This window comes from Mangrovibacterium marinum, assembly GCF_003046625.1.
In the GTDB taxonomy this organism is placed as follows: domain Bacteria; phylum Bacteroidota; class Bacteroidia; order Bacteroidales; family Prolixibacteraceae; genus Mangrovibacterium; species Mangrovibacterium marinum.
Genome location: NZ_QAAD01000021.1, coordinates 40,946 through 64,260 on the forward strand (window position 1 = coordinate 40,946; position 23,315 = coordinate 64,260).

The following is a 23,315-nucleotide window of genomic DNA, read 5'->3' on the forward strand; positions in this document are numbered from 1 at the left end:
TAGCAGGATTTTGATCCTGCTGCTTGTTATTCTATTAAAACTGATACGAACTTAATACAGATCTTATGGCGAATTTATCAACTCGTTTTTTTGGCTTAGACCTGAAAAGCCCCATTATTGCTGGAAGTAGCAGCTTAACTGCGAAAGTCGATCAAATTGAGAAAATAGCAAAAGCCGGTGCCGGTGCGGTCGTGTTGAAATCGCTGTTCGAAGAAGAAATTCATCTTCAGTTTGAAGCTGAGCTGAATAGCCCAAATGAGTTAGCGCCCGACCCGGAGTACTTCGACTATTTCGACTATGTGATTAAGGAAGAAAGCCTGAAGCGCTATCTGCAACTAATTACCGATGCAAAGAAGGTGGCCGATATTCCGGTGGTGGCCAGCGTAAATTGTACCACTTCAACGGAATGGGTGCAGTTTGCCCGCAAAATTGAAGAAGCCGGAGCCGATGCGCTGGAGTTGAATCTATTTATTGTGCCCTCGAACGAAAACAGGAGCCACACGGCTAACGAGCATTTTTATTTCGACACCGTGCAAAAAGTGCTGCAAGTGGTGCATATTCCAGTGTCGGTGAAAATCAGTCATTATTTTTCCAATCTGGCCAAAGTGGTCAGCGAACTGTCGCAAACCGGCATTGCCGGGATAACGTTGTTCAACCGTTTCTATTCGCCCGATATCGATATTGATGCGGAAGATTTGGTGACCTCGGAGATTTTGAGCAGTGGCAACGAGTACTTACTGCCCTTGCGCTGGACAGGCATTCTGAGCCCCAAATCGGCTTGTCCGCTGGCCGGAACAACAGGGGTGTTGACAGCCGAAACGGCCATTAAGTTTTTACTGGCCGGAGCAAATGCCGTGCAGGTTGCATCGGTTATTTATGAGAAAGGCCCCGGTGTTATTGAGAAATTCAATACTGCCATTAGCCAGTGGATGGATCAAAAGGGCTATCAGACAATTGATGAGTTTAAAGGCAAATTGAGCTTGAAAACCAAGGAGATTGATGCTTGGGAGCGCGTTCAGTTTATGAACTATTTTGGCGGTTTTAGCTATTAGCAGTTATTCGGTCGACAACGGCATATTTGTTGCTGTTGCCGAATAAACAGGAGCGCAAATCTTGAAAAAAACGAACATGAAATATTCTTTTTTAGTGTTAGGTCTGCTTTTATACGGGGGATTTACCGGGGCGCAGCCGAAACCGGAGGCGACCAAATATGTAAATTACACGGTTAAGCAGGGGGAGACACTGTATTCGCTGAGTAAAGCATTCGACCTGAGCCAGACGGAGTTGATTGCTGCCAATCCGATTCTGAAAAACGGTTTAAAACAGGGACAGGTGCTAAGTGTCCCGGTTGTCGGCAAACCATTGGCACAGGAGGAATTGCCCTCATTCTATACCTATAAGGTGAAGAAGGGAAACACCTTGCATTATATTGCCAAACGTTTCGGAGTGACGGTCGACGATATTCTGAAATACAACCCCGAGGCGCGCAACGGAATACGTAAAAAGGATGTTTTACGCATACCCGACAGGGCCGATCTGGAGCGAATACGCCGCAAAGCTGAAACAGCTCCCAAAACAGAACTGGTTCGCGAGCCCGTGACGGTGGATCACCAGGTGAGCCCCGGCGAAACACTTTACGGCATTTCTCGTCGGTACAAAGTCGCCATTTCCGAAATTATCAAGTTGAACCCTCAGGCCGGTGAGCGGCTGACCGTTGGGATGAACCTGAAGATACCGGTGCAACCGGCACAGGAGACTGCTGATACAACGCCAAAAGCTACAACTGAAATGGCTGTCGAAGCCGGATCTTTTTTTGTTCATCTGGTACAAAGTGGTGAAACTTTCTGGAGCCTTGAGCAAAAGTACAAGACTACCAAAGCCGAACTACAAGCTTATAATCCGGCTTTGCAGGAAGGCTTGAAGGCTGGTTTGCGCATTCGCATTCCCTATAAGAATGTTCCCGATTTTGAGGTGGTGCCCGAGAACAAAGCGGCCTTCAGCCAATACACTGTTCAGCGTGGCGAAACCGTTTACGGCCTGGCAAAACGTTTCGATTTAACTATTGCCGAGCTGAAACAGGTGAACCCGGTGTTGGAATACCGCGGTTTGGTTGAGGGAGAGACGATTCTTATTCCGCGCGAAGAGCAACAGCCCGAAACAACAGATAGCACCGAAGCCGGCCAAACATCCAACTTCACCTATGCCACTCCCGAGCTTGACGATCAGGATGAACAGGAAAACTACCGCTATTCGCTGGCTTTTAGCCCGGAGGATGCACCGGCTGTTTGCCAGCCCAATCCGGCTGCCCGCTTCGAGCAGTATGATGTGGCGTTGTTGTTGCCGCTCTACCTCGAAGCCAACGATACGGTGAACCGCGTCCGCGTGTTACCCGATCCGAAAGCCGAGGATTACGAAGAACAGTTGGCCTTGATGACTGATTCTTTTACAATCCGCGAGAACCGCATTGTTTATCCTCGTTCGGAAAGTTTTCTGGAGTTCTACGAAGGGGTTTTACTGGCTGTTGACAGCATGAAACGGGCTGGGATGAACATCCGTCTGCATGTGTTCGACACCAACCAGAGTGCTGCCAAAATCAGCTCGATTCTGTATCAGCCCTCCTTCAAGGAGGTCGACCTGATTATCGGGCCGGTGTTCCCCGAGCTGCAAGGGCCGGTGGCCGACTACGCCAAAATGCGCGGAATACCGATGGTGTCGCCGCTATCGTCGTCGGGCAATTTAGAGGAAACAAATCCTTTTTATTTCAAGATAAACCCGACCAAAGAGTTCCTGATTCAGAAGACAGCCAACTATATTGCGGATGAATATTTCGATAAGAATCTCATTGTTTTGTCGATGGGTAATTATCAGCATCTGCCCGAAGCCAAACTGGTGGATCTGACACGCGAAAAGTTTTTCTTTTCGCCCTATCGCGATCAGAGCAAGCAGGTGTTGTTCCATGAGTACAACCTGGAGCGCGAAGGTTCGCTGGGCCTTTCACGGATCTTGAGTAAAGATCAGGAAAATGTATTTATCATTCCCTCGGCAACTGAAGCGCAGGTGAGTGTGGCGGTGACCAACCTAAATGCGGTGGCCGAAAACTACCCGGTAAGTTTGATTGGGCTGTCGAATTTTCAGCGTTATAAAAGCATTCAAACCGAATATTACCACCATCTGCAGATGAACTTGTTGAGCCCTTACTATGTCGATTATAGATCGCCGGTGGTGAATCGTTTTCTGCCTCGGTTCCGGACCAACTTCAACGCCGAACCCTCGCAGTTTAGCTACCAGGGCTACGATGTTGCTTTCTACTTTATGTCGGCTTTATACAACTACGGAAAAGATTTTATCGGTTGTTTGCCCTACCACCAGGTGGATTTAACACAGGGCGAGTTTCAGTTCGAAAAGGTAAACCGCGATGGCGGTTATATGAATAGCGGTTTATTTATCTTGAAATACCAACCCGATTATTCGATCCGAATGAACGGAGTTATCGGACGCCCGCTCTACCAGATCAGCGGAACAAACTAATAACAATGAAAAGGGGAACAAGCTAGACTGGTTCCCCTTTTTATTTCTGAAAGTCTAACCACCCAGAGGCGCTTAGTTGCAATGCCAATAACTGGTTTTGATGAGAGGTGGAACGACAACCCGACAACTTTTGACGACAACTACAACAGCATCGTCAAAACATACCAAACTTCCATTCTTGTTGGTGATTTCCTCCGAATCATGAATGTTTTTTCTGAAAGTCGCTCCGGGTGATGCGATTTTCAACCGCATCGGGAATGCTTTGAATGTCGACTCTGCTCCAATCAAAAACCACGACTCATTTGGTGGCAAACTTGCGTTGGTGGGCGTTGTTCCAAACGCGACTGCTTTTTCTATTTCTACTTTTGATTAAAGAGGAACTTTGTCCTACCGGACGGGTTTTCATTTTTGTAGTGACACAAAAACGAAACAAAAAAGTCATGGCTGATTTTTATCTGCAACCGCCATCTGCCGAAAAGCTAAGTTCAACCGGGTGATCTCCAATCCGGCAGCTGCCGGAGCGGAGATCACCGGATTCTCTAAGCTTTTCCTTTGATCTCGGCCTCGATAAAAATAGGCCAACCGCCTCCCGACTTATTCTCATTTATCGAACGTTATTCTTGCTGGTTAATGCTTCTGAGGATGACAACCCGCCAACTTGAGACAACCACGACAACAGGATATCCGAAGCACGTATGTCCAAACAGCAGATGTCCCGTCCCGTACGGGACGGAATTTTACCCGCGGAAATGTCAAAGCTACCCAAATGTCATCCCTCCGGGATTTTTCGGAGCTTTTCGTTTGATTTCGGTCTCTTAAGAAACATCACTCTGTTTCTTATCTTTATAGCATTTTCGAATGTGAACTCTTGATAAAAATAGGCCACTCTGTCCCAACTCTTCCTCATTAATCAAACCACCTCCTTGCTCGGTGATGCTGTTTTGGACAACAACTTGATAACTTTTGAAAACCACGACAACAGCCTGGTCGAAAAATCGTAAGCTTTCCTCCCTGTTGGTGATTCCCAAAGAATCTCTGAAAATTGTCTCTTTCAACTTGTCCATTCCTCCGGGGCGCAATGAGCATTGTCCCCGGGCTTATTTTTCTTTCGGATACTCGATGCGGACATGATAGATGTTCATCAGCTTTTCGAGCAGGGTTTGCTTGATGATGGTTATTTCCCGCAGCGTTAAGGAGGCATTGTCGAGCTGTCCGTCATCAATTTTGGCCTGTACCATCTTTTCAATGACCTCGCGTATGGTATCGCGGTTTTTCTCCTTCAGGGCACGGGTGGCAGCTTCAATGCCATCAATAATCATCACAACGGCTGTTTCCTTACTTTGCGGCCGTGGTCCGGGATAGGTGAAATCTTTCGGATCGGCGGCCTCTTCGGGATGTTCATTCTTATAAAGCGTATAGAAATATTTGGCCTGCATGGTGCCGTGGTGCGTGGTGATAAAATCAATGAGCACCTCGGGCAGTTTGTGGCGCCGGGCCAGCCGTTCGCCATAGGTAACATGATCGATAATCACCCGGGCACTATCCTTGTAGCCCATATTGTTGTGGGGGCTCATGCCGGCCGATTGATTTTCGATGAAATAGACGGGTTGGTTGGTTTTGCCAATGTCGTGATACAGAGCACCGGCATAAGCCAGGAAAGGGTTGCCGCCGATACGGTGAATAACCGCTTCGGCTAAGCTGGCAATTTGCAGCGAGTGCTGAAAGGTGCCGGGAGCTTCCTCGGCCAGCTTGCGCAGCAAGGGTTGGTTGGTGTTCGACAGCTCAATCAGGGTAACATCGGACACGAAACCAAACAGTTTCTCAAAGATATAGATCAGCGGGTAGGCCAACAGAATGAGCATTGCATTGCCGGCAAACCACTCCAGGTCGTTCCATTGGATGGCTTCAATATTTCCTTCCTGGATCATCTGCAGCGCAATGAAAAGCACACTGTAAGTGATAAATACCCACAGGGCTGTGAATACCAGGTGCGACCGGCGATGCAGCTTGTCGAGGCTGAAAACAGCGATGAAGCCGGCGATGAGGTTTAAAAAGATAAATTCGTAATTATTGGGCGCAAAATAGCCAATCAGCAGCGAGGTGACCAGCAACGAAAAGATGGCCGTTCGGGAGTCGAAAAATATGCGCAGCAAGATCGGCAATATCGCAAAAGGTACCACATAAATATTGATAAAATCGTGCTGAAGAATAAAACGGTATGTGAAGGTCATCAACACGATCATCATCAGGATAAAGGTTAGATGCCGCTTTTCGTTGAAAATCTCGGTTCTGAAATAAGCCAGGTAAAGAATCAGCATCAGCATACAGGCGATGACAATGATTAATTTGCCGCTGATCAGCAAATAACGGTCGATGTTTTGTCCCTGTTTGGTTTCGTAGCTTCTCTTTAGCGAGTTCAAAATTGAAAACTTGTCAGGCGTAATTATGTCGCCTTTAAAGATGATTCGTTCTCCGGCCTGTACCATCCCCTGAGTTTCGGAAACGGCCATGAGCGCTTTGTCTAGCTCCTGCTGGTTGTATTCCTCGCCATAGTTCAGGTTGGCCTGAATGTAGTTGGCCAGGTTGGTATTTTGGTTTAGCAGGTTATAATCGTCCTTCAGCAACGAACGGGCAGTGTCGCTTAATGCCTGAAAAGCAGTTTTCAACGAGTAGAGGGAATCGATCAACACCTCCTGGATAATTTTATCCTGCACGACAAACATTTTCTTCCGATCCTTTAAAATGGGATGCGTTTCCGGCGACTGAGCGATCACTCCGGCCTGGTAAATTTGCTGAAGGATCCTGACAATTGCCCCGGTGTTTTCCGCATTTAAGCCGGCAAGTTCGCCACTTAAGCCTTGCAGCTCCAGCTCCAGGTTTTTACATTGCTGAATGCTCACCAGGCTGTCTTTTAAATAGTAGGGGACGAACTGTTTTTTTACAGAATCACGCTCGGCTTTCACCAGATCGTCGGCTTTATAAATGGCAAAATTGAAGGGCGCAATTAAGGTTTCGTGCCTCCAGGGAGCATTTTTCTGGAACTCGTACCGGAAACGACTCTCGCCCGGAACAAGTAGAAACAACATGAAAATGGTGGCCAAAAACAACAGGCCGATCAGAAAAACATTGTAGTATCGACCAAGACGGGTTAATAACTTTTTCATAAATACCTATTTATAGATCAAGCTAGCGGTTTTATCTAAGCAAGTAGTTGCTATCTTTGAAAATTAAAAATAATAATTTCTTTGATGAAACGCCCCATTGGCATTGATTTCTGCGGGGATGGCAGAGCGAAAAAGGGCGTGTTGTTTTTGTAAAATTGTAATTGATAGATGAATTACGGGATTTCGGGTTTAAGTATTATTCCGGTTCGCAAAGAACCATCGGAACGAAGCGAAATGGTCACTCAAATACTTTTTGGTGAGCATTTTTCAGTACACGAACAGATGATGGGCTGGTGTCGCATTGTTCTGGCTTATGATGGTTACGAAGGATGGGTGGATTTGAAGATGATCACCCCTCTTGCGGAGCGTACTTTCGAGAAAATAGAAAAAGCACCGGTAGCTGTTTGTATCGATATTTTTAACCTGATTCCGGTTGACGATGAGCAAAATATCATGATTGTCGCCGGAAGTTCCTTGCCCTGCTGGAGGCCTTACAAACATGAGTTTTCCATTGGTCGCGAAACCTTTAAGATGACCGGTAAATTCAGCTATCATCAGCCCGCCGAGCTGCGCAAGTTCATGATCCGCCAGGCACTGATGTATTTTAACGCTCCTTACCTGTGGGGCGGGCGGTCGCCTTTTGGTATCGATTGCTCAGGCTATTCGCAGATTATCTACAAGATGGTCGGTATCAAATTGCCCCGCGATGCCAAGGATCAGGTCCACCTGGGCGAAGCACTGACCTTTGTCGAAGAAGCGCAACCCGGCGATTTGGCCTTTTTCGATAATGACGAAGGGCATATTGTGCATGTGGGCATCATCTGGGAAAAGAACAAAATTATCCATGCGTCGGGCAAAGTGCGTATCGATAATGTTGATCAGTTTGGAATCTTCAATGTCGATACCAAGCAGTATTCGCATAAGATGCGGGTGATGAAACGTATTCTACCTTAAACCTGAATTTGATGTATAGCTACAAATATCCACGTCCGGCACTAACGGTTGATGCTATTGTGCTGAAGGCCGAAAGCAAGCAGTTGTTGTTAATCCAGCGCGGTAGTGCACCCTTTGAAGGGCAGTGGGCGCTTCCTGGCGGCTTTGTCGACATGGATGAACGTCTGGAGGATGCCTGCCGGCGGGAACTGCAGGAAGAAACAAGCCTGGAGCTGTCAAGGTTGGAGCACTTTATGGTTGCCGACAAGGTTGATCGTGATCCGCGCGGGCGGACCATCTCGGTGGTATTTTATGGCTACGTACACGAGGATGCACTGGTGCAGGGAGGCGACGACGCGAAAAAAGCAGCCTGGTTTGCACTGGATCGGTTACCCGAGTTGGCATTCGACCATGCCGAGCTGATTGAGCTGTTTCGCCAGCGTGTGTTAACCGATTAATTCACCATTCGATAAGCGCAGCCTGCCTGGGCTATTCTTTAGTCCCCTTATCGGGGGATGCTGCGCAAAATTGTCTCATAACTTTCCGATCCGCAGTTAAAAAGCAAATCGATGATACTCAGGTTGGGGGTAAAGCCGTGTTTATCGTCGAATACCTGCGTATAGTGTGCTGCTTCGAAGGCCGGATCGGGCAGGGCTTTTTGCTGCTTGGGGTGGATGGCCTCTCTGAAATTCAGGCAATCTTCCGGAATCAGTTCAAAATCGTTGGTGAGCGAAATTGTCGGATCGATCTCCAGAATTCCGAAAATAGTATCCAGAATTTCCCGGTTAAAATCGAAAAGATAGTCGTAGCGCTTTTCGAAGAAAGGTCTGAAATCAGCTTCCAGAATTTCGAAAAAGGGGGTGGAGTTGTAGGCCGACACAATCGAATTCCAATGAATATGCTGCCAGTTGGTATCGTACGAAATCTTCAGATCGGTAATTTTCTGCTTTTGGCTTCGTCCCTTTTCAGTGGGAATAATCAATGATTCGGGGCCATTGGCCGCCATAATAACAGCCCGGTTTCGGAAGGTCTGTTTTACAAAGTGCTCGTGAGCTTCCAGCCAGATGTGCTCATGTTTGATGAACTTGCTGATATATTGTACCGGCGGCAAATAGGCCGTACTTAAAAGGATCGGATTTTCTTGCATGAAATACTAGACGTTGAATAAGTCATTGTCGGAACCACCTTTCATCTCAATACCTTCGGGGTGATCCTCTTCTGCTGCTTCTCTTTGTTTCGCTTTGAGTTCTGTAAGCTCTTTTTGCAAGGCCTTGATTTTCGACTTCAGCGACCAGATCTTCGGGTAGTTCAACAGCGCTGCAATCAGGAAGCCGGTGATAACGCAAACCACCAGGGTAAGTACCAACGGAACATCCGAAAGCTGCCAAAACAGTAGTTTAAGGTCGATGGCAACACTGTTTTGAAGCGTGAAGATAACCAGCAAAAGTGCCAAAACAAGTAAAATGATAATTCCAGCAGACATGGCTTATTTTTTCAGGTAAAATAATGAAAAAAAGGATAATCAACCTAATGGCGGATTATCCTTTCGTGTTTAAACTCTAAAATATTTATCAATGAACAAAGGAGAACAGACGTTTCCAGCGAATGTTTGCCGGGAAACCCTTCTCTTTGTCCAGGGATAGCCAAATGAAAACAGCCTTGCCCACAATGTGATCTTCCGGAACGAAGCCCCAGTAGCGCGAGTCGGCCGAGTTGTGGCGGTTGTCGCCCATCATCCAGTAGTAGTCCATAGCGAAGGTATACTGGGTGGCGGCTTTGCCGTCGATGTAAATTGTGTTGTCCTTAACTTCGAGCTTATGCCCTTCGTAAGTCTCAATGATACGATGGTAAATGGGCAGGTTATCAATAGTCAGATCTACAGTTTGCCCTTTTTTCGGAATTTCAAGCGGTCCGAAATTATCCACATTCCAGGGATATTTTTCGCTAAACGGGAAAATGTTGTGATCCCAGTTGCCGGCAGCCATATTTACCCGTTTCACCGATGTTACATTGCTCAGCTTTTCAATCTTCTGAACCTGCTCATCCGTCATGGGGAACAAAAACTGTGTGCCGTTGAAGGCTTGCTGATCCGAGCGGGAAATGCCGATATCTTCCAGCGTTTTGCGGTTGATGGAAATACCGTTGGTCGTCACAATATAGTCGTATTGGATACCTGCGATTGGAGTTTGAGGACGCTCATTCACATAAACTTGTCCGTCTTTTATTTCCAGCACATCGCCGGGGATGCCGATACAGCGTTTAATGTAGTTTTCCTGTTTGTCAACCGGACGGCTAACAATGTCGCCAAAGGTACGTTTGTCGCTCCAAACCCGCTCGCGCCCATAGTTGCGCACCAGGTAATAGTAGCTTTGCGTTTGCATATTGGTGGCTACCGTATCGCCTTCGGGAAAGTTAAACACAACAACATCATCGTTTTTCACCTTTCCGAAACCGGCCATCCGGCGGTAGTCGTTTTCAATCCATGTTAAGTACGAAGGTGTATTTTTGGTCATCGGCATGGTATGATGAACAAAGGGAAACGACAAGGGGGTGTTGGGAATTTTAGGTCCGTACGATGTTTTGCTGACAAATAAAAAGTCGCCCACCAACATCGATTTTTCCATCGATGGCGTCGGGATGGTGTAGGCTTCAATAAAAAACATCCGGATAAAGGTGGCAGCAATCACCGCAAAGATGATGGCATCAACCCATTCAACAACTTTGGTTTGTTTGCCTCCCGGTGGGTTTTTCTTTTTCCAGAATGCCCAATGTACTTTTTGCGTTACATAGATGTCGAAAATGATGGCCAGTCCGATCAGCCACCAGTAATTTTCAAGCCATACGACCCACAAGCTGTAGAGAAGACCTACCACAGCGAATTTGAACCATCTGTTGGTCAATATTTTTCTCATGAATTATAAGTTTAAAAGATCATTCATGTTTAACATGCCTTTTTTGTCGTGGCTGTATTCGGCAGCCAAAACAGCCCCTAAGGCAAAACCATGCCGGCTTTTGGCATCGTGTTCAATCAGGATATGATCTACTTCTGATTCATATTTTATGCGGTGAATCCCCGGAACTTGTCCTTCGCGGATGGCCTCGATGTGCATTTGTTCGGCCGATTTGGGGGCTTCCAAAGTCCAGCTTGTTTTGGCCGGGTAGTTTTCAAACAGGTCTTCGGCCAGCGAGATTGCTGTTCCGCTGGGAGCATCGAGCTTTTGGGTATGGTGTACTTCCACCATGCTAACATCGTAACCTTCACGGCCGGCCATTAGCTTAGCCAGCTTCTTATTCAGGGCGAAGAACAGGTTTACCCCCAAGCTGAAATTGGATGCATAAAAGAAGGTGCCGTTTTTAGCTTTCATCAATTGTTCCACTTCCTCTTTATGTTCCAACCAGCCCGTGGTGCCACTGACTACGGGAGTGCCTGCTTCGAAACAAAGTTTATAATTGGCAACTGCCGATTTGGGAATGGTAAACTCGATGGCAACATCTGCCTTTTTGAGGTTTTCTACTGTCAAGTCAGCTTGATTGGAGATGTCTATTTTTAAAACGATTTCATGTCCACGGTCGAGTGCAATTTGCTCAATGGTTTTGCCCATTTTTCCGTAACCAATAAGTGCAATCTTCATAAAAATCTAATGTTATTTAGTGCGGTGTGATTGGAATCTGTTGTATCCAAACCGCTTTGTTATTTTTGATTCAAGGTTTACAAAGATAAAAATTACACTACAAAACTATCACGAATGGCTGTTTAAGCTTCAATTTTTCGGTAAACTGCCGGATGTAGCGGGCAACCGGCTTTTTATTTGTGTAATATGGGAACAGGGCATTGCCATGCCGGGCCTAGGTGTTTGCCTGTTTGCTGCTGAGCTTTGCGCGACTTTTGTGCCCGTTTTTGCGGTTCGAATAGAGCGGACTTTTGTATTTTTAGAAAAATTTTGAACGATGAAAAACCATTTGCAGCGTGTTGCGGCCATTCACGACCTGAGTGGCTTCGGGCGCGCTTCGTTAACCGTTGTCATTCCCATTTTATCATCTATGGGCGTGCAAGTATGTCCGTTACCAACGGCGGTACTTTCCTCGCACAGTGCTTTCCCCGGCTTTAGCGGGCGCGAGCTGACCAACGAGCTGCCACAGATGATTCAGCACTGGAAGGAATTGAATATTCAGTTTGATGCCATCTACTCGGGCTACCTGGGGGCTGTGGGGCAAATTGACCTGGTGAAGGACTTTATTGACGATTTTGCCGTTGCCGGACAGCTGGTGATTGTGGATCCGGTGTTGGGTGATAATGGCAAATTGTATGCTGCCTTCAACCCGCCGATGGTGGAAAAGATGAGAGAGCTGGTGTCGAAGGCCGAGGTGATTACGCCAAACCTGACCGAAGCCGCTTTTTTGCTCGGAGAACCGTACCGCCCCCAAGTGAGTATTGCCGAGCTGAAGAGCTGGTGTGTTCGTTTGTCGGAGCTGGGGCCGCAGCAAGTTATTATCACCAGTGTGCCCGAAGAGGCTCTCCCCAATAAAACATCGGTGATAGCCTACAACGCTGAGGATAAGCGTTACTGGCGGGTAAGCTGCGACTATTTGCCGGCGAACTACCCCGGTACGGGCGATGCCTTTGCCAGCGTGATGGTTGGCGCCTTGTTGCAGGGCGACAGCCTCCCGATAGCACTGGACCGTGCGGTGCATTTTATTTCGATGGGCGTTCGGGCAACTTTTGGCCACGATCATCTTCCGGCCGAAGGAATATTAATCGAGAAAGTATTGCCCTCGCTGAATGCGCCGGTGCAAATAAGTAGTTATCAATTGTTAGATTAAGCAGACGAAAGATCATGGATTACAGAAAGAAAATAGCTTTGGTGGCTACCGACCTGGACGGAACCTTGTTGCGCAGCGATAAATCCATCAGCAAGGAAGATTGGGCGATGCTCGAATTTTTAGGCGAACATGGCATCTTACGCGTGGTTGCCACGGGGCGTGATTTCCGGAAAGTGAAAGAAGTGATTCCGGATCATGCGCCATTCGATTATGTGGCCTTTTCCACAGGGGCCGGCATTTACGATTGCCGGAACCAAGAGCTGCTGTATAAAAAGAATATTGAACAGGCTACTGTGAATCAGATTATTGATGTGCTGGTTGAAAAGCGCTTCAATTTTTATGTTTTTCGGGGAATTCCCGAAAATTCGTATTGCTGGTATTATCGGGGCGAGCATCTGTGTCAGGAGTTTGAACGTTATTATTCGTTCCACCATCAATATGCCAGCTTGCTACCCGAAACGGGACAAATTGATACGGATGCTTGTCAGTTTCTGGTCATCTTTGAGCAGGCTGAAGATTTTGACCGGTTAAAAGCAGAGTTGGAAGAGCATTTTGACGACATCAAAGTGTTGCGCGCCAGCTCACCTTTGGAAACCGGCTATGTGTGGATGGAGATCTTTCATAAATCCGTATCCAAAGGAAATGCCATTCAATATTTATGTAAGCTGCACGATATCCCGCAAAACTCAACCTTTAGCATTGGGAATGACTACAACGATTTGGAATTGCTCGATTTTACGTCAATCTCGTATCTGGTTGAAAACAGTCCCGAGGAGCTGAAGCATAAATATTTGAAAGCACCCAGCAACGAAGAAAGTGGTTTTAGCAGTTCTGTCGGCAATCATTTGTTCGACTAATAACGAGGCCGGGGAATTTGTTTCTTGCGAAATGAACGCCGTTTCACATTCTTTAACAGCATTTTTTGCTTGCGACCATTAAACGCACAACAAACTGCTTAGTCAAACTGTCGACTTTCAATCAAAAACGCATTTTGAAATAATATTGAATGAAAATTCATCGAGGAAATGCAGAAAGCTTATAAACTTAAAAGTGAAATTTATGAAGAAGTTATTCGTTATCGCAGTTTTGTTTCTTGGCTTGCTTAGCGTAGCCGAGGCACAACGGGGGAGTGGTCAGCGTCCGTCAAAAACCGAACAAGGCCAGCGTCCGCACCGAATGAATCCGGAAGAGCGGGTGGAAAATCAAACTGCCCGTTTGCAGAAACAGCTGGAGTTATCCGACGAACAAACCGCTAAGGTAAAGGCATTGCTAACGGCCAATATGGAGAAGCAGCAAGCCGAGTTTGAACAACGCCGCGAAGAAATGCAAAAAGCTCGTGAAGAAGGACAGCAGATGGATCGCGAAAAAATGCGCGCCGAGATGCAAGCCCGCATGACGAAACAGGACGAACAAATTAAAAACCTGTTGACAGAAGAACAAAAGGCTAAGTACGATCAGATTGTTAAGGAGCGTGCTGAGCGGATGAAAGAACGCCGGCCGGGACCTCCTCCCGGGGAAGGACAAGAATAAATGATGAGCTCAAAAGTTAAGCCGCTTCCTTCCGGGAGCGGCTTAACTTTTGACATTTTAGCGCCGGTTCTAACTAATCAGCGTCCAGACTTCGTACCAACTCTTCGGCCTGGCTTAGTTCGCTTATTTTACCCAGGTCCATCCAAACAGACGATGAATCAACAAAGGCGCGGATGGTGTGTTGCCTGGCCAGTCGCAGGTACAAATCAATGATCGCAAATTTGCCGCTTTCGGTAATTTTATCCAGCAACTGCGGCTGTATGAGGTGAATGCCGCTAAAGGCGAATTCTTCGGCCTCCGCAATCTCCCCGGGGCGGGAAACTTTTATTTCTCCGCTTTTTTTGTTTTCCCATCCAACCAAAATTTGCTCTTTAAAAAGCAGATAACGCGATGTTGAGCGCCGTCGGACAACCAGGGTCGCCAAGGCCTTATTCCGGAGGTGATCGTCGAGCAGTGCCTTGAAATTCAGATTGGTCAGGATATCCACATTGATGAGCAGAATCGGCTCACTGCCGGTTAGCCAGGGCTTGGCTTTTAGAATTGCTCCTCCGGTATCCAGCAAAGCATCGCGCTCGTCGGAGATGGCTATGGAAAGACCGAAGTTCTGATGTTGTTTCAGGAAATCTTTAATCTGATCGCCAAAGTGATGAATGTTGATGACAATGTCGCGGATGCCGTTTTCTTTGAGCTGGTTTATGCAGCGCTCCAGAAGGGTGATCCCTCCAATTTCAACGAGCGCTTTGGGTTTATTGTCGGTGAGTGGTTTTAACCGGGTTCCTAAACCGGCGGCAAAAAGCATGGCTTTCATCCTGCGGTAGTTTGTCAGATTAAAGAAAAAGAGGGTGTCCAAAAAAAAGTCCAGTGCGTTTTTTTCGGTACTGTCAAATTGCAAGTCCAGCCCAAGTTGCTGACCCCTAAATCCCCTAAAGGGGACTTAAGCCTTCCGGCAGAAGCCGAAGATGTTTGCCCGTCTGCCGGTGGGTAGGAAGGGGTAAATGAAAAATTGACTAACGATTTTAAGTCGATAAAATCGGGAATCTCCGTTTTTGGACAACCTCTTGTAATTATTTCAATTCGTTTTTCAGAGCAACCATCTTGATGGCGGTAACAGCAGCTTCGTCGCCTTTATTCCCCAGACGACCTCCGGCACGGTCGAGTGCCTGTTGTTCGTTGTTGGTTGTCAATACTCCAAAGATAAACGGCTTGTTGTACTTCAGGTTCAAATCGGTTGTTCCCTGTGTAACACCATCACAAATAAAATCGAAGTGACGGGTATCGCCCTGGATCACACAGCCAATCAGGATGATGGCATCAACCTGCGTGTATTCAGCTAAAAACTGACCGCCCAGTGGAAGCTCGAAGGTTCCCGGTACGTGCTTCAGCACAATATTACTTTCTTTAGCGCCATGTTTGATGAGGGTATCCATAGCTCCCTGGGCCAATGCTCCAGTAATCTCGTAGTTCCATTCGGCGACTACAATTCCGAACTTCATTTGCTCCGCTGAAGGTACGGAAGCCAAATCGTATTCTGATAAGTTTTTTGTTGCCATTGTCTTGTTTTTTGCAAAAATAAAAAATCCCCTGCAATGAGGGGATTCTTCAAAAATATTTTCGATGATCTTATTTATTCAATTCCATTTCGGCGCGCGCAATGTACTTGTCAATTGTACGAGCTTCGGTCGATGCGGGGTAGTCGTCTTTAATTTGTTGGTACACTTCCAGAGCATCGCTGTATTCGCCTTGTGTTTCCATCAACTGGCCGGCTTTCAGTAAATAAACCGGAGTTGTAAACTCATTTTCAATTGAATAGGCCTTTTTGTAGGCGCTCAGTGCTTTATCCGCCTGATTCAGTTCTGCGTAACAATCGCCTTTAGCGCCTTCCAGTACAGGAGCCAAAACCAGATCGTCGGTGCTGAAATCATTCAAATAGTCCAACGCTTCTTCGTATTGCCCAATGTGCAGGTACGAAATGCCCACATAGTAATTGGCCAAATTGGCTGCCGGTGTTGCGCTGTAATCTTCAATGATATCCAAAAAGCCCGGATTTGTTCCGTCGCCGTTAATCGCCAGGTTGAATGAGTCTTTCTCGAAGTATTGTTCTGCAAAGAACATTTCTTCCTGTGCTGCTTTCTCTTTGGGTGCCACATATAATTTTGTGAAACCAAGGTAACCCGCGATAACAACTATGATAGCGCCGACTACGATGCTCAAAATTTTCTGGTTATCTTCAATAAATTGCTCTGATTTTGTCAGTGCATTTTCAACTTCCATCAGGTTGTCGTCTTGCTTGTGATCTTTGTTTGTTGCCATATTTTAAGTATGATTATTCCATAATGTTTGTGACGCAAAAATATACTTTTTTGCAAAACATGAACCAGAAATCTTTTATAAAATTTCATATTAATCAACAGCTTGCTGTTGGTTATTTTTCGGAAGGCTGCCGGTTTTTATGTCAGGCTGGGAACGGAGTGGACATGGGGCTGATAACCAGCCGGAGAATGTTGTTGCTGGTCTGGTGGCCGTGGGCTGCGACCGATAATCTCGGGCTGGCACCGCAGATGCTGCCGGTAATTTATTAGTTTTGCTGTTTGAAAATTCAGAACGAATGTATCTCGAGAGTTTATCGCTGTTAAATTTTAAAAATATCGAAGAGGCTGATCTTCAGTTTTCTGCTGATTTGAATTGCTTCATTGGGAATAATGGTGCCGGCAAGACCAACCTGATGGACGCGATTTATTATTTGTCGTTTTGCAAAAGCTTTTTGAACTCGATCGACGGGATGAATATTCGTCACGAGCAGGAATATTTCGTAATTCAGGGGCGTTATCAACGCGATGAACAGGAAGAGTTGATTCATTGCGGGTTGAAACGGGGACAGAAAAAGACCTTCAAGAGAAATAAAAAGGAATACCGGAGGCTGGCCGAGCATATTGGCTTGTTGCCCCTGATTATTGTTACCCCATCGGACAGCGACCTGATTATGGGAGGAAGCGAGGAGCGCCGCAAGTTTCTGGATGCGATTATTTCGCAATACGATCAGGCTTACCTGGATGCGCTTATTCGTTACAACCGGGCTTTGCAACAACGCAACAAGCTGCTGAAGCAGTTTGCCGCAGAACGCTTTTTTAGTGCCGACAGTCTGGAGGTGTGGAGCGATCAGCTGGTATTGTACGGCGAGAAAATACACGCCAAAAGGCAGGAGTATATTGCGCAGCTGCAGCCCATCTTTCAGCATTACTATGCGCTGATCTCCTCGGGCAAGGAAGTCATTGGCCTGGAACACCAGTCGCAGCTGTACCAGGGCAACTTAGAGGAACAGCTAAAGCAAAATCTGGATCGCGACCGGATGATTCAGTATACCACCGTGGGAATTCATAAGGACGACATTCTTTTTAAGCTGGGCGATTACCCCATCAAAAAGATTGGCTCGCAAGGCCAGAAGAAGACCTATCTGGTTGCCATGAAGCTGGCCCAGTTCGACTTCATCAAGAAGATGTCGGGGCTGACGCCAATCCTGCTGCTGGACGATATTTTCGATAAGCTGGATAAAAACCGCGTTGAGCAAATTGTGAAACTGGTGGCCGACGAGCATTTTGGGCAAATCTTTATCACCGATACCAATCGGGAACATCTCGACCAAATTATTCGTGAGCTGCCGGCCGATGCCAAAATTTTTAAAGTTGATGACGGAATTGTAAACGATGTGACCGATGAGAAAAAGTAATACCGAGAAAATCAGTGAGGTTTTAAAGCAATATGTCGAACAAAACAGGCTTCAGTCCAAACTGTCGGAAGTGGATATTGTAACGTCCTGGGAACGCTTGATGGGCAAGACGGTGGCCTCCTACACCGAGGATATCCGCATAACCAGCGGCACTCTTTTCATTAAGCTGCGTTCGCCAATCCTGAAAAACGAACTGATCATGATGCGCGAGCAAATAAAAAAGCACCTGAACGATGAAGCAGGTGCTGAGGTGATTCGACAAATCGTTTTTCAATAATCAGAAACGCTCAACGCGCGAAAAAAAGAAATCACTTTCGCGAATTGCACTTGCATCGCTGTCGGAACCATGCACGGCATTGTGGGTTTTCGAGGCGGCAAATATTTTGCGGATCGTGCCCTCATCGGCTTCCAGCGGATCGGTAGAGCCAATCAGCTTGCGGAAGTCGGCTACTGCATTTTCCTTTTCCAAAATGGCAACAACAATGGGCGAAGAGCTCATGAAGTCGGTTAAGTCATCATAGAAAGGCTTGCCTTCATGTTCCTGATAAAACTCGCAGGCCTGTTCCTTTTTCAGTTTGGTATATTTTAAGGCTTTGATCACAAAGCCACCTTCGTTAATTTTTGCCAGTATGGGGCCAATCAGGTTGCGTTCAACGGCTCCCGGCTTAATGATTGTGAGGGTTACATTTCCTGCCATAATAGTTATTTGTTAGTTTTTATACGAGATTGCAATAAATATAAAAAATAAACCTTTTGAAGGCCTCCCGGTTTTCATTTTTTATATTTGTGCACCTTAAAAAAATAATATTTTGAAACCATTTAATACAGACAACATTAAGCAGCTTCGTGCTGAAATTGACAAACTGGGAGGTACGATTGTGCTGGTTCCGCATATAAATCCGGACGGCGATGCGATTGGCTCGGTACTTGGGCTGGCCAATATTTTGAAGAACGCCGGCAAGCAGGTTGTGGTGATTGTTCCCAACCATTTTCCGGAATTTCTGAAATGGATGAAAGGCAGCGAAGAGCTCGTGGTGTACGTGAATGCACGCGAGAAAGCTCAAAAGATCATTGCAGAGGCGGCCATGATTTGCTGTCTCGACTTTAATCATTTGTCGCGTACCGGCGAGATGAAAGAGCTGATCGAAAATTTCGAGGGGCAGCGTGTGATGATCGATCATCATCCCTATCCGCAGGGCTTTGCCGATCTGGAGCTTTCGCACCCGGATTATTCGTCAACTGCCGAGCTGGTTTTTCAGGTGGTTAAAGCAATGGGCTACGAGCAGTACATCGACCTGGCTGCTGCCGAATGTTTGTTCTGCGGAATCATGACCGATACGGGCTCCTTCGACTACAATGTGTCCGACCCGCAGACCTTTAATACGGTGAGTGAGTTGCTGGCTTTGGGCGTCAATCCCGAAGACATTCATGGGCGGGTGTTCGATAATTATTCAGTTGATCGCATGCGCCTGATGGGACACTGCCTGAGTGAGTGTATGGAGGTTTTTCCGGAGTATCACGCCGCGGTGATGTACCTGTCGAAAGAAACTAAAGCCCGCTTTAATTACCAAAAAGGCGATAACGAAGGCTTTGTGAATATGCCGCTGTCGATTAAAGACATTCATTTCAGCGCCTTCTTTACAGAGAACGACGATCAGATTAAGGCTTCTTTCCGCTCCAAGGGAGAATTTGCCGTCAATGAGTTTGCGACGGCTCATTTCAATGGTGGTGGTCACCGCAATGCTGCCGGTGGCGAGGTTTTCGACAGCCTGAAGGCCGTGGTTGACCGATTCCGCAAGCTGTTGCCGGAGTATGCCGAAGAATTGAAAAGAACAAAACTGGATTAAAATCAATATCTTGAAAAAGTTAAAAAGAAATTTGCGCAACTCAGTGCTGGCCATCGGCTTGCTTAGCGTGGTGGCCTGTAGTAAAGACGACACCGAGCAGGTTGTTTATTCACCCGCAAAGGAAGCTGCCGAGATCAACAGCCTGATTGAGGAGTTGACAGCTGACGGATATGATGTAGATACTACTGAAACGGGTGTTTACTACACAATGCTTGTTGAAGGTGACGGCAATTACGTACAACCGGGCGACTCGATCGGCATAAGCTATACCGGATCGTTTGCCAATGGCTATAGCTTCGATTCAAGTTCGAATCAGGAAGACGGGATTTGGCGTTATGTCCCCGATCATATTACGCTGATTGAAGGCTTTAGCGACGCCGTGAGCCATTTGCGCGAAGGAGGCTCGGGAAAGTTCATCATTCCTTCAGCATTGGGCTACGGGCCGAATGGCTACTACATCATTCCGCCATATACGCCGCTGATTTTTGAGATTGAACTGGTCGCGATTTATCCCGACGATACGGAGCTCTAGGCGATGAATCAGCAACAACTCAAACTCGTTAAACAACTATTGCCGGGCTTTATACCGCTGTTTGCCTTCATCCTGATTGATGAACTCTGGGGCACGCAGGCGGGGCTGGTTGCTGCTTTGGTAATTGGTGTGGCCGAGCTGTTGTGGGTTTGGGTGAAGGAGAAGCGTTTCGAGCGTTTTGTGCTCTTCGATACACTACTCTTACTTGCCCTTGGTGGCGTTTCGCTGGTGCTCCACAACGAGATCTTTTTTAAGTTGAAGCCCGGATTGGTGCAGCTTATTCTGTGCGCCATCCTGGCATTTTCGGCCTATTCGCAGGTAAACATTGTTGGGATGATGAGCCAACGTTATATGAAGGGAATGAAGATGGACGATGGGCAGGCGCAACAAATGCGTCAAAGTTTAAAGCTCATGTTTTGGGTGTTCCTGGCGCATACTGCCCTGGTTTTCTACGCCACATTTTTCATGTCGGACGCAGCCTGGGCCTTTATTTCCGGTGGTCTGTTCTATATTCTGTTTGGTGTGGTTTTCCTGATCACTTTCCGGAAGCAAAAACGACAGCACAAAGCCTTGGAGCTGGAAGAGCAACTGCCGGTAGTGGATGAAACCGGTAAGGTGCTGGGGCGAGCGCCCCGATCGGTTTGCCACAATGGTTCCAGGTTGTTGCATCCGGTGGTTCATCTGCATGTTTTTAATGCGAAGGGCGCGATGTATCTGCAAAAGCGTCCGATGAACAAACTCGTGCAGCCCGGGAAGTGGGATACTTCGGTAGGCGGGCACATTGCTTTTGGCGAAGATCTGGAAATGTCGTTGAAACGCGAAGCCTGGGAGGAAATCGGCTTGCAGCAATTCTCGGCAAAGCTGCTGAAAACTTATGTCTGGGAGAGTGAAATTGAACGGGAGCTGGTGTATGTTTTTACAACCACCGACTATCACGGCATTCGTTTACACAGCGACGAAGTGCAGGAAGGAAAGTTCTGGACGCCCCGGCAGATTGCAAGCAGCATCGGGCAAGGGCTGTTAACGCCCAATTTCGAATATGAATATCAGTTGCTTTTCGGGCAATAAGCCCGTTGTCTGGTTCTGAAACCCCGGAGGCAGACTTCCGTTTAGCTTATTCGTCGTAAGCGGGAAAAATATAATCGCGCAGGATTTTGTACTGTATTACCTTACGGGTGTAGTTTGCTCCGGTAAGCACAATCACCGACTCAATTTCGGGGAGCACAATGATTTGTTGCCCGCCCCAGCCGTTGGCCGAAAACCAGTGCACCCACTTCCCGCCAATGCGGATGTCTTTTGTCCACCAGGTGTACGAATAGCCCGTGTGGCGCAGGTCTTCGCCCGATATGTTGATGTCCATGGCCGGCAGAAATGGCTCCCTGCTTTTGTCGACCCAGTAGGCCGGAACGATTTGTTGGCCGTGCCATTGTCCGTGGTTGAGCATGAGAATGCCAATTTTGAGCATATCGCGGGGGCTAATCTTCAGACCGCCGGCTGTGTGCACTTCGCCCGTTGGGTAAATGATAGCCCATTGGGCACTGTTGATTCCCAGCGGGCCAAACAGGTAACGATTCGAGAACTCCTGGACAGTCATGCCGCTGGCGTTCTGCAAAATCTCGCCAAGCACCTCAATACCCCCTCCGCAATAGTTAAACAGGGTTCCCGGAACAGCAATGTATGGCCGCGCCAGATAATAATCCACCGGTCCGCGGGGGTGAAACCACATATTCACCTGGTCGTTTTTGCGGCTGCTGAGCGGCGCGTTCCACTCGGCCCATTGCAGTCCGGCTGTACAGCTAAGCAGATGTTCGATGGTGAGGTACTTTTTGTCCCCAACATTCAGGTATTGGTAGTCGGGCAGGTAATCGAAAACCGACTGCTGTACACTGTCGATAAGGCCCTGGGCTACAGCGATGCCGATAAGCAATGAGCTTATGCTTTTGCTCACTGAGTGGGCGTAGTGAGCCCGGTCGGCAGTCCACTGCACCAGTTCTGCATGGTGTTTCGGAGCATCCCACTGGTAGTCGTGCCCCTCGAAATATTCTTCCAGTACCAGTTTCCCGTCTTTGTAGATGAGTAATGAGTGCACCTCCCCAAATTTGCCACGATCAATTCGGTTAACCACTTTTTCAATCAGTTGGGTATTTAAGCCCACATCGGCCAGCGATGCCGCGGGTAAGTCAGCATCCCCGGTCTGCGGAAGTTGGTAGGCATATTGTCCTCGCGGCGATGTTTGACAAGCAAGGAGCAATAGCAGAAGAATGGGGGAGAGTTTGATCAGCTTCGGTTGCATATTTTTGGTTTTAGCTTTTTATTTAACCTATACGAAATCCGCGCATGAGGTTACGTTGATGGCAGGAGAACTATTCTATGCAACAGAAAGTATGCGCTTCCCGGGAATCCTATAGCGCTTAAAGTTGCAAGTTTTCGCTGTTATCGTGGTTCTCAGAGGTTGTTCAGTTGTCGTCCCAAATTGCATCCGGCTCGCCTGAAAAGCTCCGAGCAATCCCGGAGGGATGCTATTGGGTAGTTTGACGAATGACATCGGGGCACAAAATTCCACGCTGTGCGGGACGATACTAGCTATTTATCGTCTTCGATGCGACCGAAGAATGGCTAAAGCCAATGCTAAAAAAACACAGATGATTCCGGGGAATCACCAACAGGAATGAAAGTGGTGGAAGACAGCAGAAGGTATTTAAGAGAAGACGGAAGCTTGCTCGGAGCGGGACGGGCCTACTTTTTATCGATGGTGAGAAGTGAACCGGAAGCTTAGTGAATCCGGGAGCTGACACCTGAAGATAAAAATAAGCCTTGAACTTTCTGTTTACTCTTTGCTTTAAGGCAAAGAGTAAAACCGTCCGGTAGGACAAAATATCCTCTTCTATACAAATTAGAATTGACGGAACACTTGTTTAAGCGTCGAAAAAGAGACTTTTTCAGAAGAAACCTTCATGATTCCGGGAAATCACCAACAGGAATGAAAGTTTAGGATTTTCGACCAGGCTGTTGTCGTTGTTTTCAAAAGTTGTCGGGTTGTCGTTCCACATCCAATCAAAACAAGTTATTGACATTGCGCCTTAGCACCTCTGCCGAGTAAGACTTTTTCAGAAAAAACCTACATGATTCCCGGGAATCACCAACAGGAATGAAAGTGAATTAACTTGCGGTATCTACGTACCAATAAAATTTTCTACTATGAATCCTGTCGAAGAATTCCCAAGAATCATTGAGCG

25 protein-coding genes are annotated in these 23,315 nt (G+C 47.1%); 14 read left to right on the forward strand and 11 right to left on the reverse strand.

Features of this window, described 5'->3' with window-relative positions:
- The first annotated feature begins 65 nt into the window (after positions 1–65).
- From C8N47_RS15665 to C8N47_RS18800, 3 genes are all read left to right on the forward strand, one after another.
- Positions 66–1,052 (forward strand): dihydroorotate dehydrogenase-like protein, encoded by a 987-nt coding sequence (locus C8N47_RS15665; protein ID WP_107823515.1) that lies wholly within the window; start codon positions 66–68, stop codon positions 1,050–1,052.
- A 76-nt stretch (positions 1,053–1,128) separates the two neighbouring features.
- Complete coding sequence (locus tag C8N47_RS15670; protein ID WP_146161548.1) at positions 1,129–3,528, forward strand: LysM peptidoglycan-binding domain-containing protein; 2,400 nt, start codon at positions 1,129–1,131, stop codon at positions 3,526–3,528.
- 205 nt (positions 3,529–3,733) lie between these two features.
- A complete protein-coding gene (locus C8N47_RS18800) occupies positions 3,734–3,901 on the forward strand; it encodes a hypothetical protein (RefSeq protein WP_170111421.1) in 168 nt (55 codons plus the stop codon).
- 442 nt (positions 3,902–4,343) lie between these two features.
- Here the strand turns inward: C8N47_RS18800 and C8N47_RS15675 are convergent, their stop codons facing one another.
- Both C8N47_RS15675 and C8N47_RS15680 read right to left on the reverse strand, forming a co-directional pair.
- Positions 4,344–4,583: a hypothetical protein gene (locus C8N47_RS15675; protein WP_170111422.1), complete on the reverse strand. Its 240-nt coding sequence runs from the start codon at positions 4,581–4,583 to the stop codon at positions 4,344–4,346.
- A gap of 42 nt (positions 4,584–4,625) precedes the next feature.
- Positions 4,626–6,692 carry an HD family phosphohydrolase gene (locus tag C8N47_RS15680; RefSeq protein WP_107823518.1) on the reverse strand — a complete coding sequence of 689 codons (2,067 nt, stop codon included), beginning with the start codon at positions 6,690–6,692 and terminating at the stop codon, positions 4,626–4,628.
- Between the two features lie 168 nt (positions 6,693–6,860).
- On the opposite strand from C8N47_RS15680, the gene C8N47_RS15685 reads away from it, so the two are divergent.
- Both C8N47_RS15685 and C8N47_RS15690 read left to right on the forward strand, forming a co-directional pair.
- Complete coding sequence (locus C8N47_RS15685; RefSeq protein ID WP_107823519.1) at positions 6,861–7,646, forward strand: C40 family peptidase; 786 nt, start codon at positions 6,861–6,863, stop codon at positions 7,644–7,646.
- An 11-nt stretch (positions 7,647–7,657) separates the two neighbouring features.
- Positions 7,658–8,083: an NUDIX domain-containing protein gene (locus tag C8N47_RS15690; RefSeq protein ID WP_107823520.1), complete on the forward strand. Its 426-nt coding sequence runs from the start codon at positions 7,658–7,660 to the stop codon at positions 8,081–8,083.
- A gap of 47 nt (positions 8,084–8,130) precedes the next feature.
- On the opposite strand, the gene C8N47_RS15695 is transcribed toward C8N47_RS15690, so the two are convergent.
- The 4 genes from C8N47_RS15695 to dapB all read right to left on the reverse strand — a co-directional run bounded on the left by C8N47_RS15695 (position 8,131) and on the right by dapB (position 11,257).
- A complete protein-coding gene (locus C8N47_RS15695) occupies positions 8,131–8,772 on the reverse strand; it encodes a WbqC family protein (RefSeq protein ID WP_107823521.1) in 642 nt (213 codons plus the stop codon).
- A gap of 6 nt (positions 8,773–8,778) precedes the next feature.
- Positions 8,779–9,108: a LapA family protein gene (locus C8N47_RS15700; protein ID WP_107823522.1), complete on the reverse strand. Its 330-nt coding sequence runs from the start codon at positions 9,106–9,108 to the stop codon at positions 8,779–8,781.
- Positions 9,109–9,196: 88 nt separating this feature from the next.
- Positions 9,197–10,537, reverse strand: coding sequence for a signal peptidase I (lepB, locus tag C8N47_RS15705; protein ID WP_107823523.1), 1,341 nt, complete (start codon positions 10,535–10,537; stop codon positions 9,197–9,199).
- A 3-nt stretch (positions 10,538–10,540) separates the two neighbouring features.
- A complete protein-coding gene (dapB, locus tag C8N47_RS15710; protein WP_107823524.1) occupies positions 10,541–11,257 on the reverse strand; it encodes a 4-hydroxy-tetrahydrodipicolinate reductase in 717 nt (238 codons plus the stop codon).
- Between the two features lie 316 nt (positions 11,258–11,573).
- On the opposite strand from dapB, the gene C8N47_RS15720 reads away from it, so the two are divergent.
- The 3 genes from C8N47_RS15720 (at position 11,574) to C8N47_RS15730 (ending at position 13,976) form a co-directional block, all read left to right on the forward strand.
- Positions 11,574–12,446 carry a pyridoxamine kinase gene (locus C8N47_RS15720; protein ID WP_107823526.1) on the forward strand — a complete coding sequence of 291 codons (873 nt, stop codon included), beginning with the start codon at positions 11,574–11,576 and terminating at the stop codon, positions 12,444–12,446.
- Between the two features lie 14 nt (positions 12,447–12,460).
- Entirely contained in the window at positions 12,461–13,303 is an 843-nt protein-coding gene (locus tag C8N47_RS15725) for an HAD-IIB family hydrolase (RefSeq protein ID WP_107823527.1), read from the forward strand.
- 202 nt (positions 13,304–13,505) lie between these two features.
- Positions 13,506–13,976: a Spy/CpxP family protein refolding chaperone gene (locus tag C8N47_RS15730; RefSeq protein WP_146161549.1), complete on the forward strand. Its 471-nt coding sequence runs from the start codon at positions 13,506–13,508 to the stop codon at positions 13,974–13,976.
- Between the two features lie 73 nt (positions 13,977–14,049).
- On the opposite strand, the gene C8N47_RS15735 is transcribed toward C8N47_RS15730, so the two are convergent.
- The 3 genes from C8N47_RS15735 to C8N47_RS15745 form a co-directional block, all read right to left on the reverse strand.
- Complete coding sequence (locus C8N47_RS15735; RefSeq protein ID WP_107823541.1) at positions 14,050–14,784, reverse strand: nucleotidyltransferase family protein; 735 nt, start codon at positions 14,782–14,784, stop codon at positions 14,050–14,052.
- Positions 14,785–15,040: 256 nt separating this feature from the next.
- Complete coding sequence (ribH, locus tag C8N47_RS15740; protein WP_107823529.1) at positions 15,041–15,526, reverse strand: 6,7-dimethyl-8-ribityllumazine synthase; 486 nt, start codon at positions 15,524–15,526, stop codon at positions 15,041–15,043.
- 70 nt (positions 15,527–15,596) lie between these two features.
- The gene (locus tag C8N47_RS15745) at positions 15,597–16,286 is read right to left on the reverse strand and encodes a tetratricopeptide repeat protein (protein WP_107823530.1); all 690 of its coding nucleotides are present in this window, start codon (positions 16,284–16,286) and stop codon (positions 15,597–15,599) included.
- A gap of 50 nt (positions 16,287–16,336) precedes the next feature.
- Between C8N47_RS15745 and C8N47_RS15750 the strand changes: the two genes are divergently transcribed.
- Genes C8N47_RS15750 through C8N47_RS15760 form a run of 3 tightly spaced genes read left to right on the forward strand, consistent with a single transcriptional unit; the run spans position 16,337 to position 17,977 of the window.
- Positions 16,337–16,555: a hypothetical protein gene (locus C8N47_RS15750; RefSeq protein WP_146161550.1), complete on the forward strand. Its 219-nt coding sequence runs from the start codon at positions 16,337–16,339 to the stop codon at positions 16,553–16,555.
- A gap of 26 nt (positions 16,556–16,581) precedes the next feature.
- Positions 16,582–17,700 (forward strand): DNA replication/repair protein RecF, encoded by a 1,119-nt coding sequence (gene recF, locus C8N47_RS15755; protein ID WP_107823532.1) that lies wholly within the window; start codon positions 16,582–16,584, stop codon positions 17,698–17,700.
- Complete coding sequence (locus C8N47_RS15760; protein ID WP_107823533.1) at positions 17,687–17,977, forward strand: DciA family protein; 291 nt, start codon at positions 17,687–17,689, stop codon at positions 17,975–17,977. The genes recF and C8N47_RS15760 overlap by 14 nt, the downstream gene beginning before the upstream one ends.
- On the opposite strand, the gene ndk is transcribed toward C8N47_RS15760, so the two are convergent.
- On the reverse strand, positions 17,978–18,397 hold the full coding sequence (gene ndk / locus C8N47_RS15765; protein WP_107823534.1) for a nucleoside-diphosphate kinase: 420 nt from the start codon (positions 18,395–18,397) through the stop codon (positions 17,978–17,980).
- Between the two features lie 112 nt (positions 18,398–18,509).
- Here ndk and C8N47_RS15770 point away from each other — a divergent pair, with 112 nt between their 5' ends.
- From C8N47_RS15770 to C8N47_RS15780, 3 genes are read left to right on the forward strand one after another with little or no spacing between them, the layout of a single operon-like run.
- The gene (locus tag C8N47_RS15770; RefSeq protein ID WP_107823535.1) at positions 18,510–19,547 is read left to right on the forward strand and encodes a DHH family phosphoesterase; all 1,038 of its coding nucleotides are present in this window, start codon (positions 18,510–18,512) and stop codon (positions 19,545–19,547) included.
- 10 nt (positions 19,548–19,557) lie between these two features.
- A complete protein-coding gene (locus tag C8N47_RS15775) occupies positions 19,558–20,079 on the forward strand; it encodes an FKBP-type peptidyl-prolyl cis-trans isomerase (RefSeq protein ID WP_107823536.1) in 522 nt (173 codons plus the stop codon).
- Positions 20,080–20,082: 3 nt separating this feature from the next.
- Positions 20,083–21,147 (forward strand): septation protein IspZ, encoded by a 1,065-nt coding sequence (locus tag C8N47_RS15780; RefSeq protein WP_107823537.1) that lies wholly within the window; start codon positions 20,083–20,085, stop codon positions 21,145–21,147.
- A gap of 46 nt (positions 21,148–21,193) precedes the next feature.
- Here the strand turns inward: C8N47_RS15780 and C8N47_RS15785 are convergent, their stop codons facing one another.
- Positions 21,194–22,372: a serine hydrolase domain-containing protein gene (locus C8N47_RS15785; RefSeq protein WP_107823538.1), complete on the reverse strand. Its 1,179-nt coding sequence runs from the start codon at positions 22,370–22,372 to the stop codon at positions 21,194–21,196.
- Between the last annotated feature and the right edge of the window lie 943 nt (positions 22,373–23,315).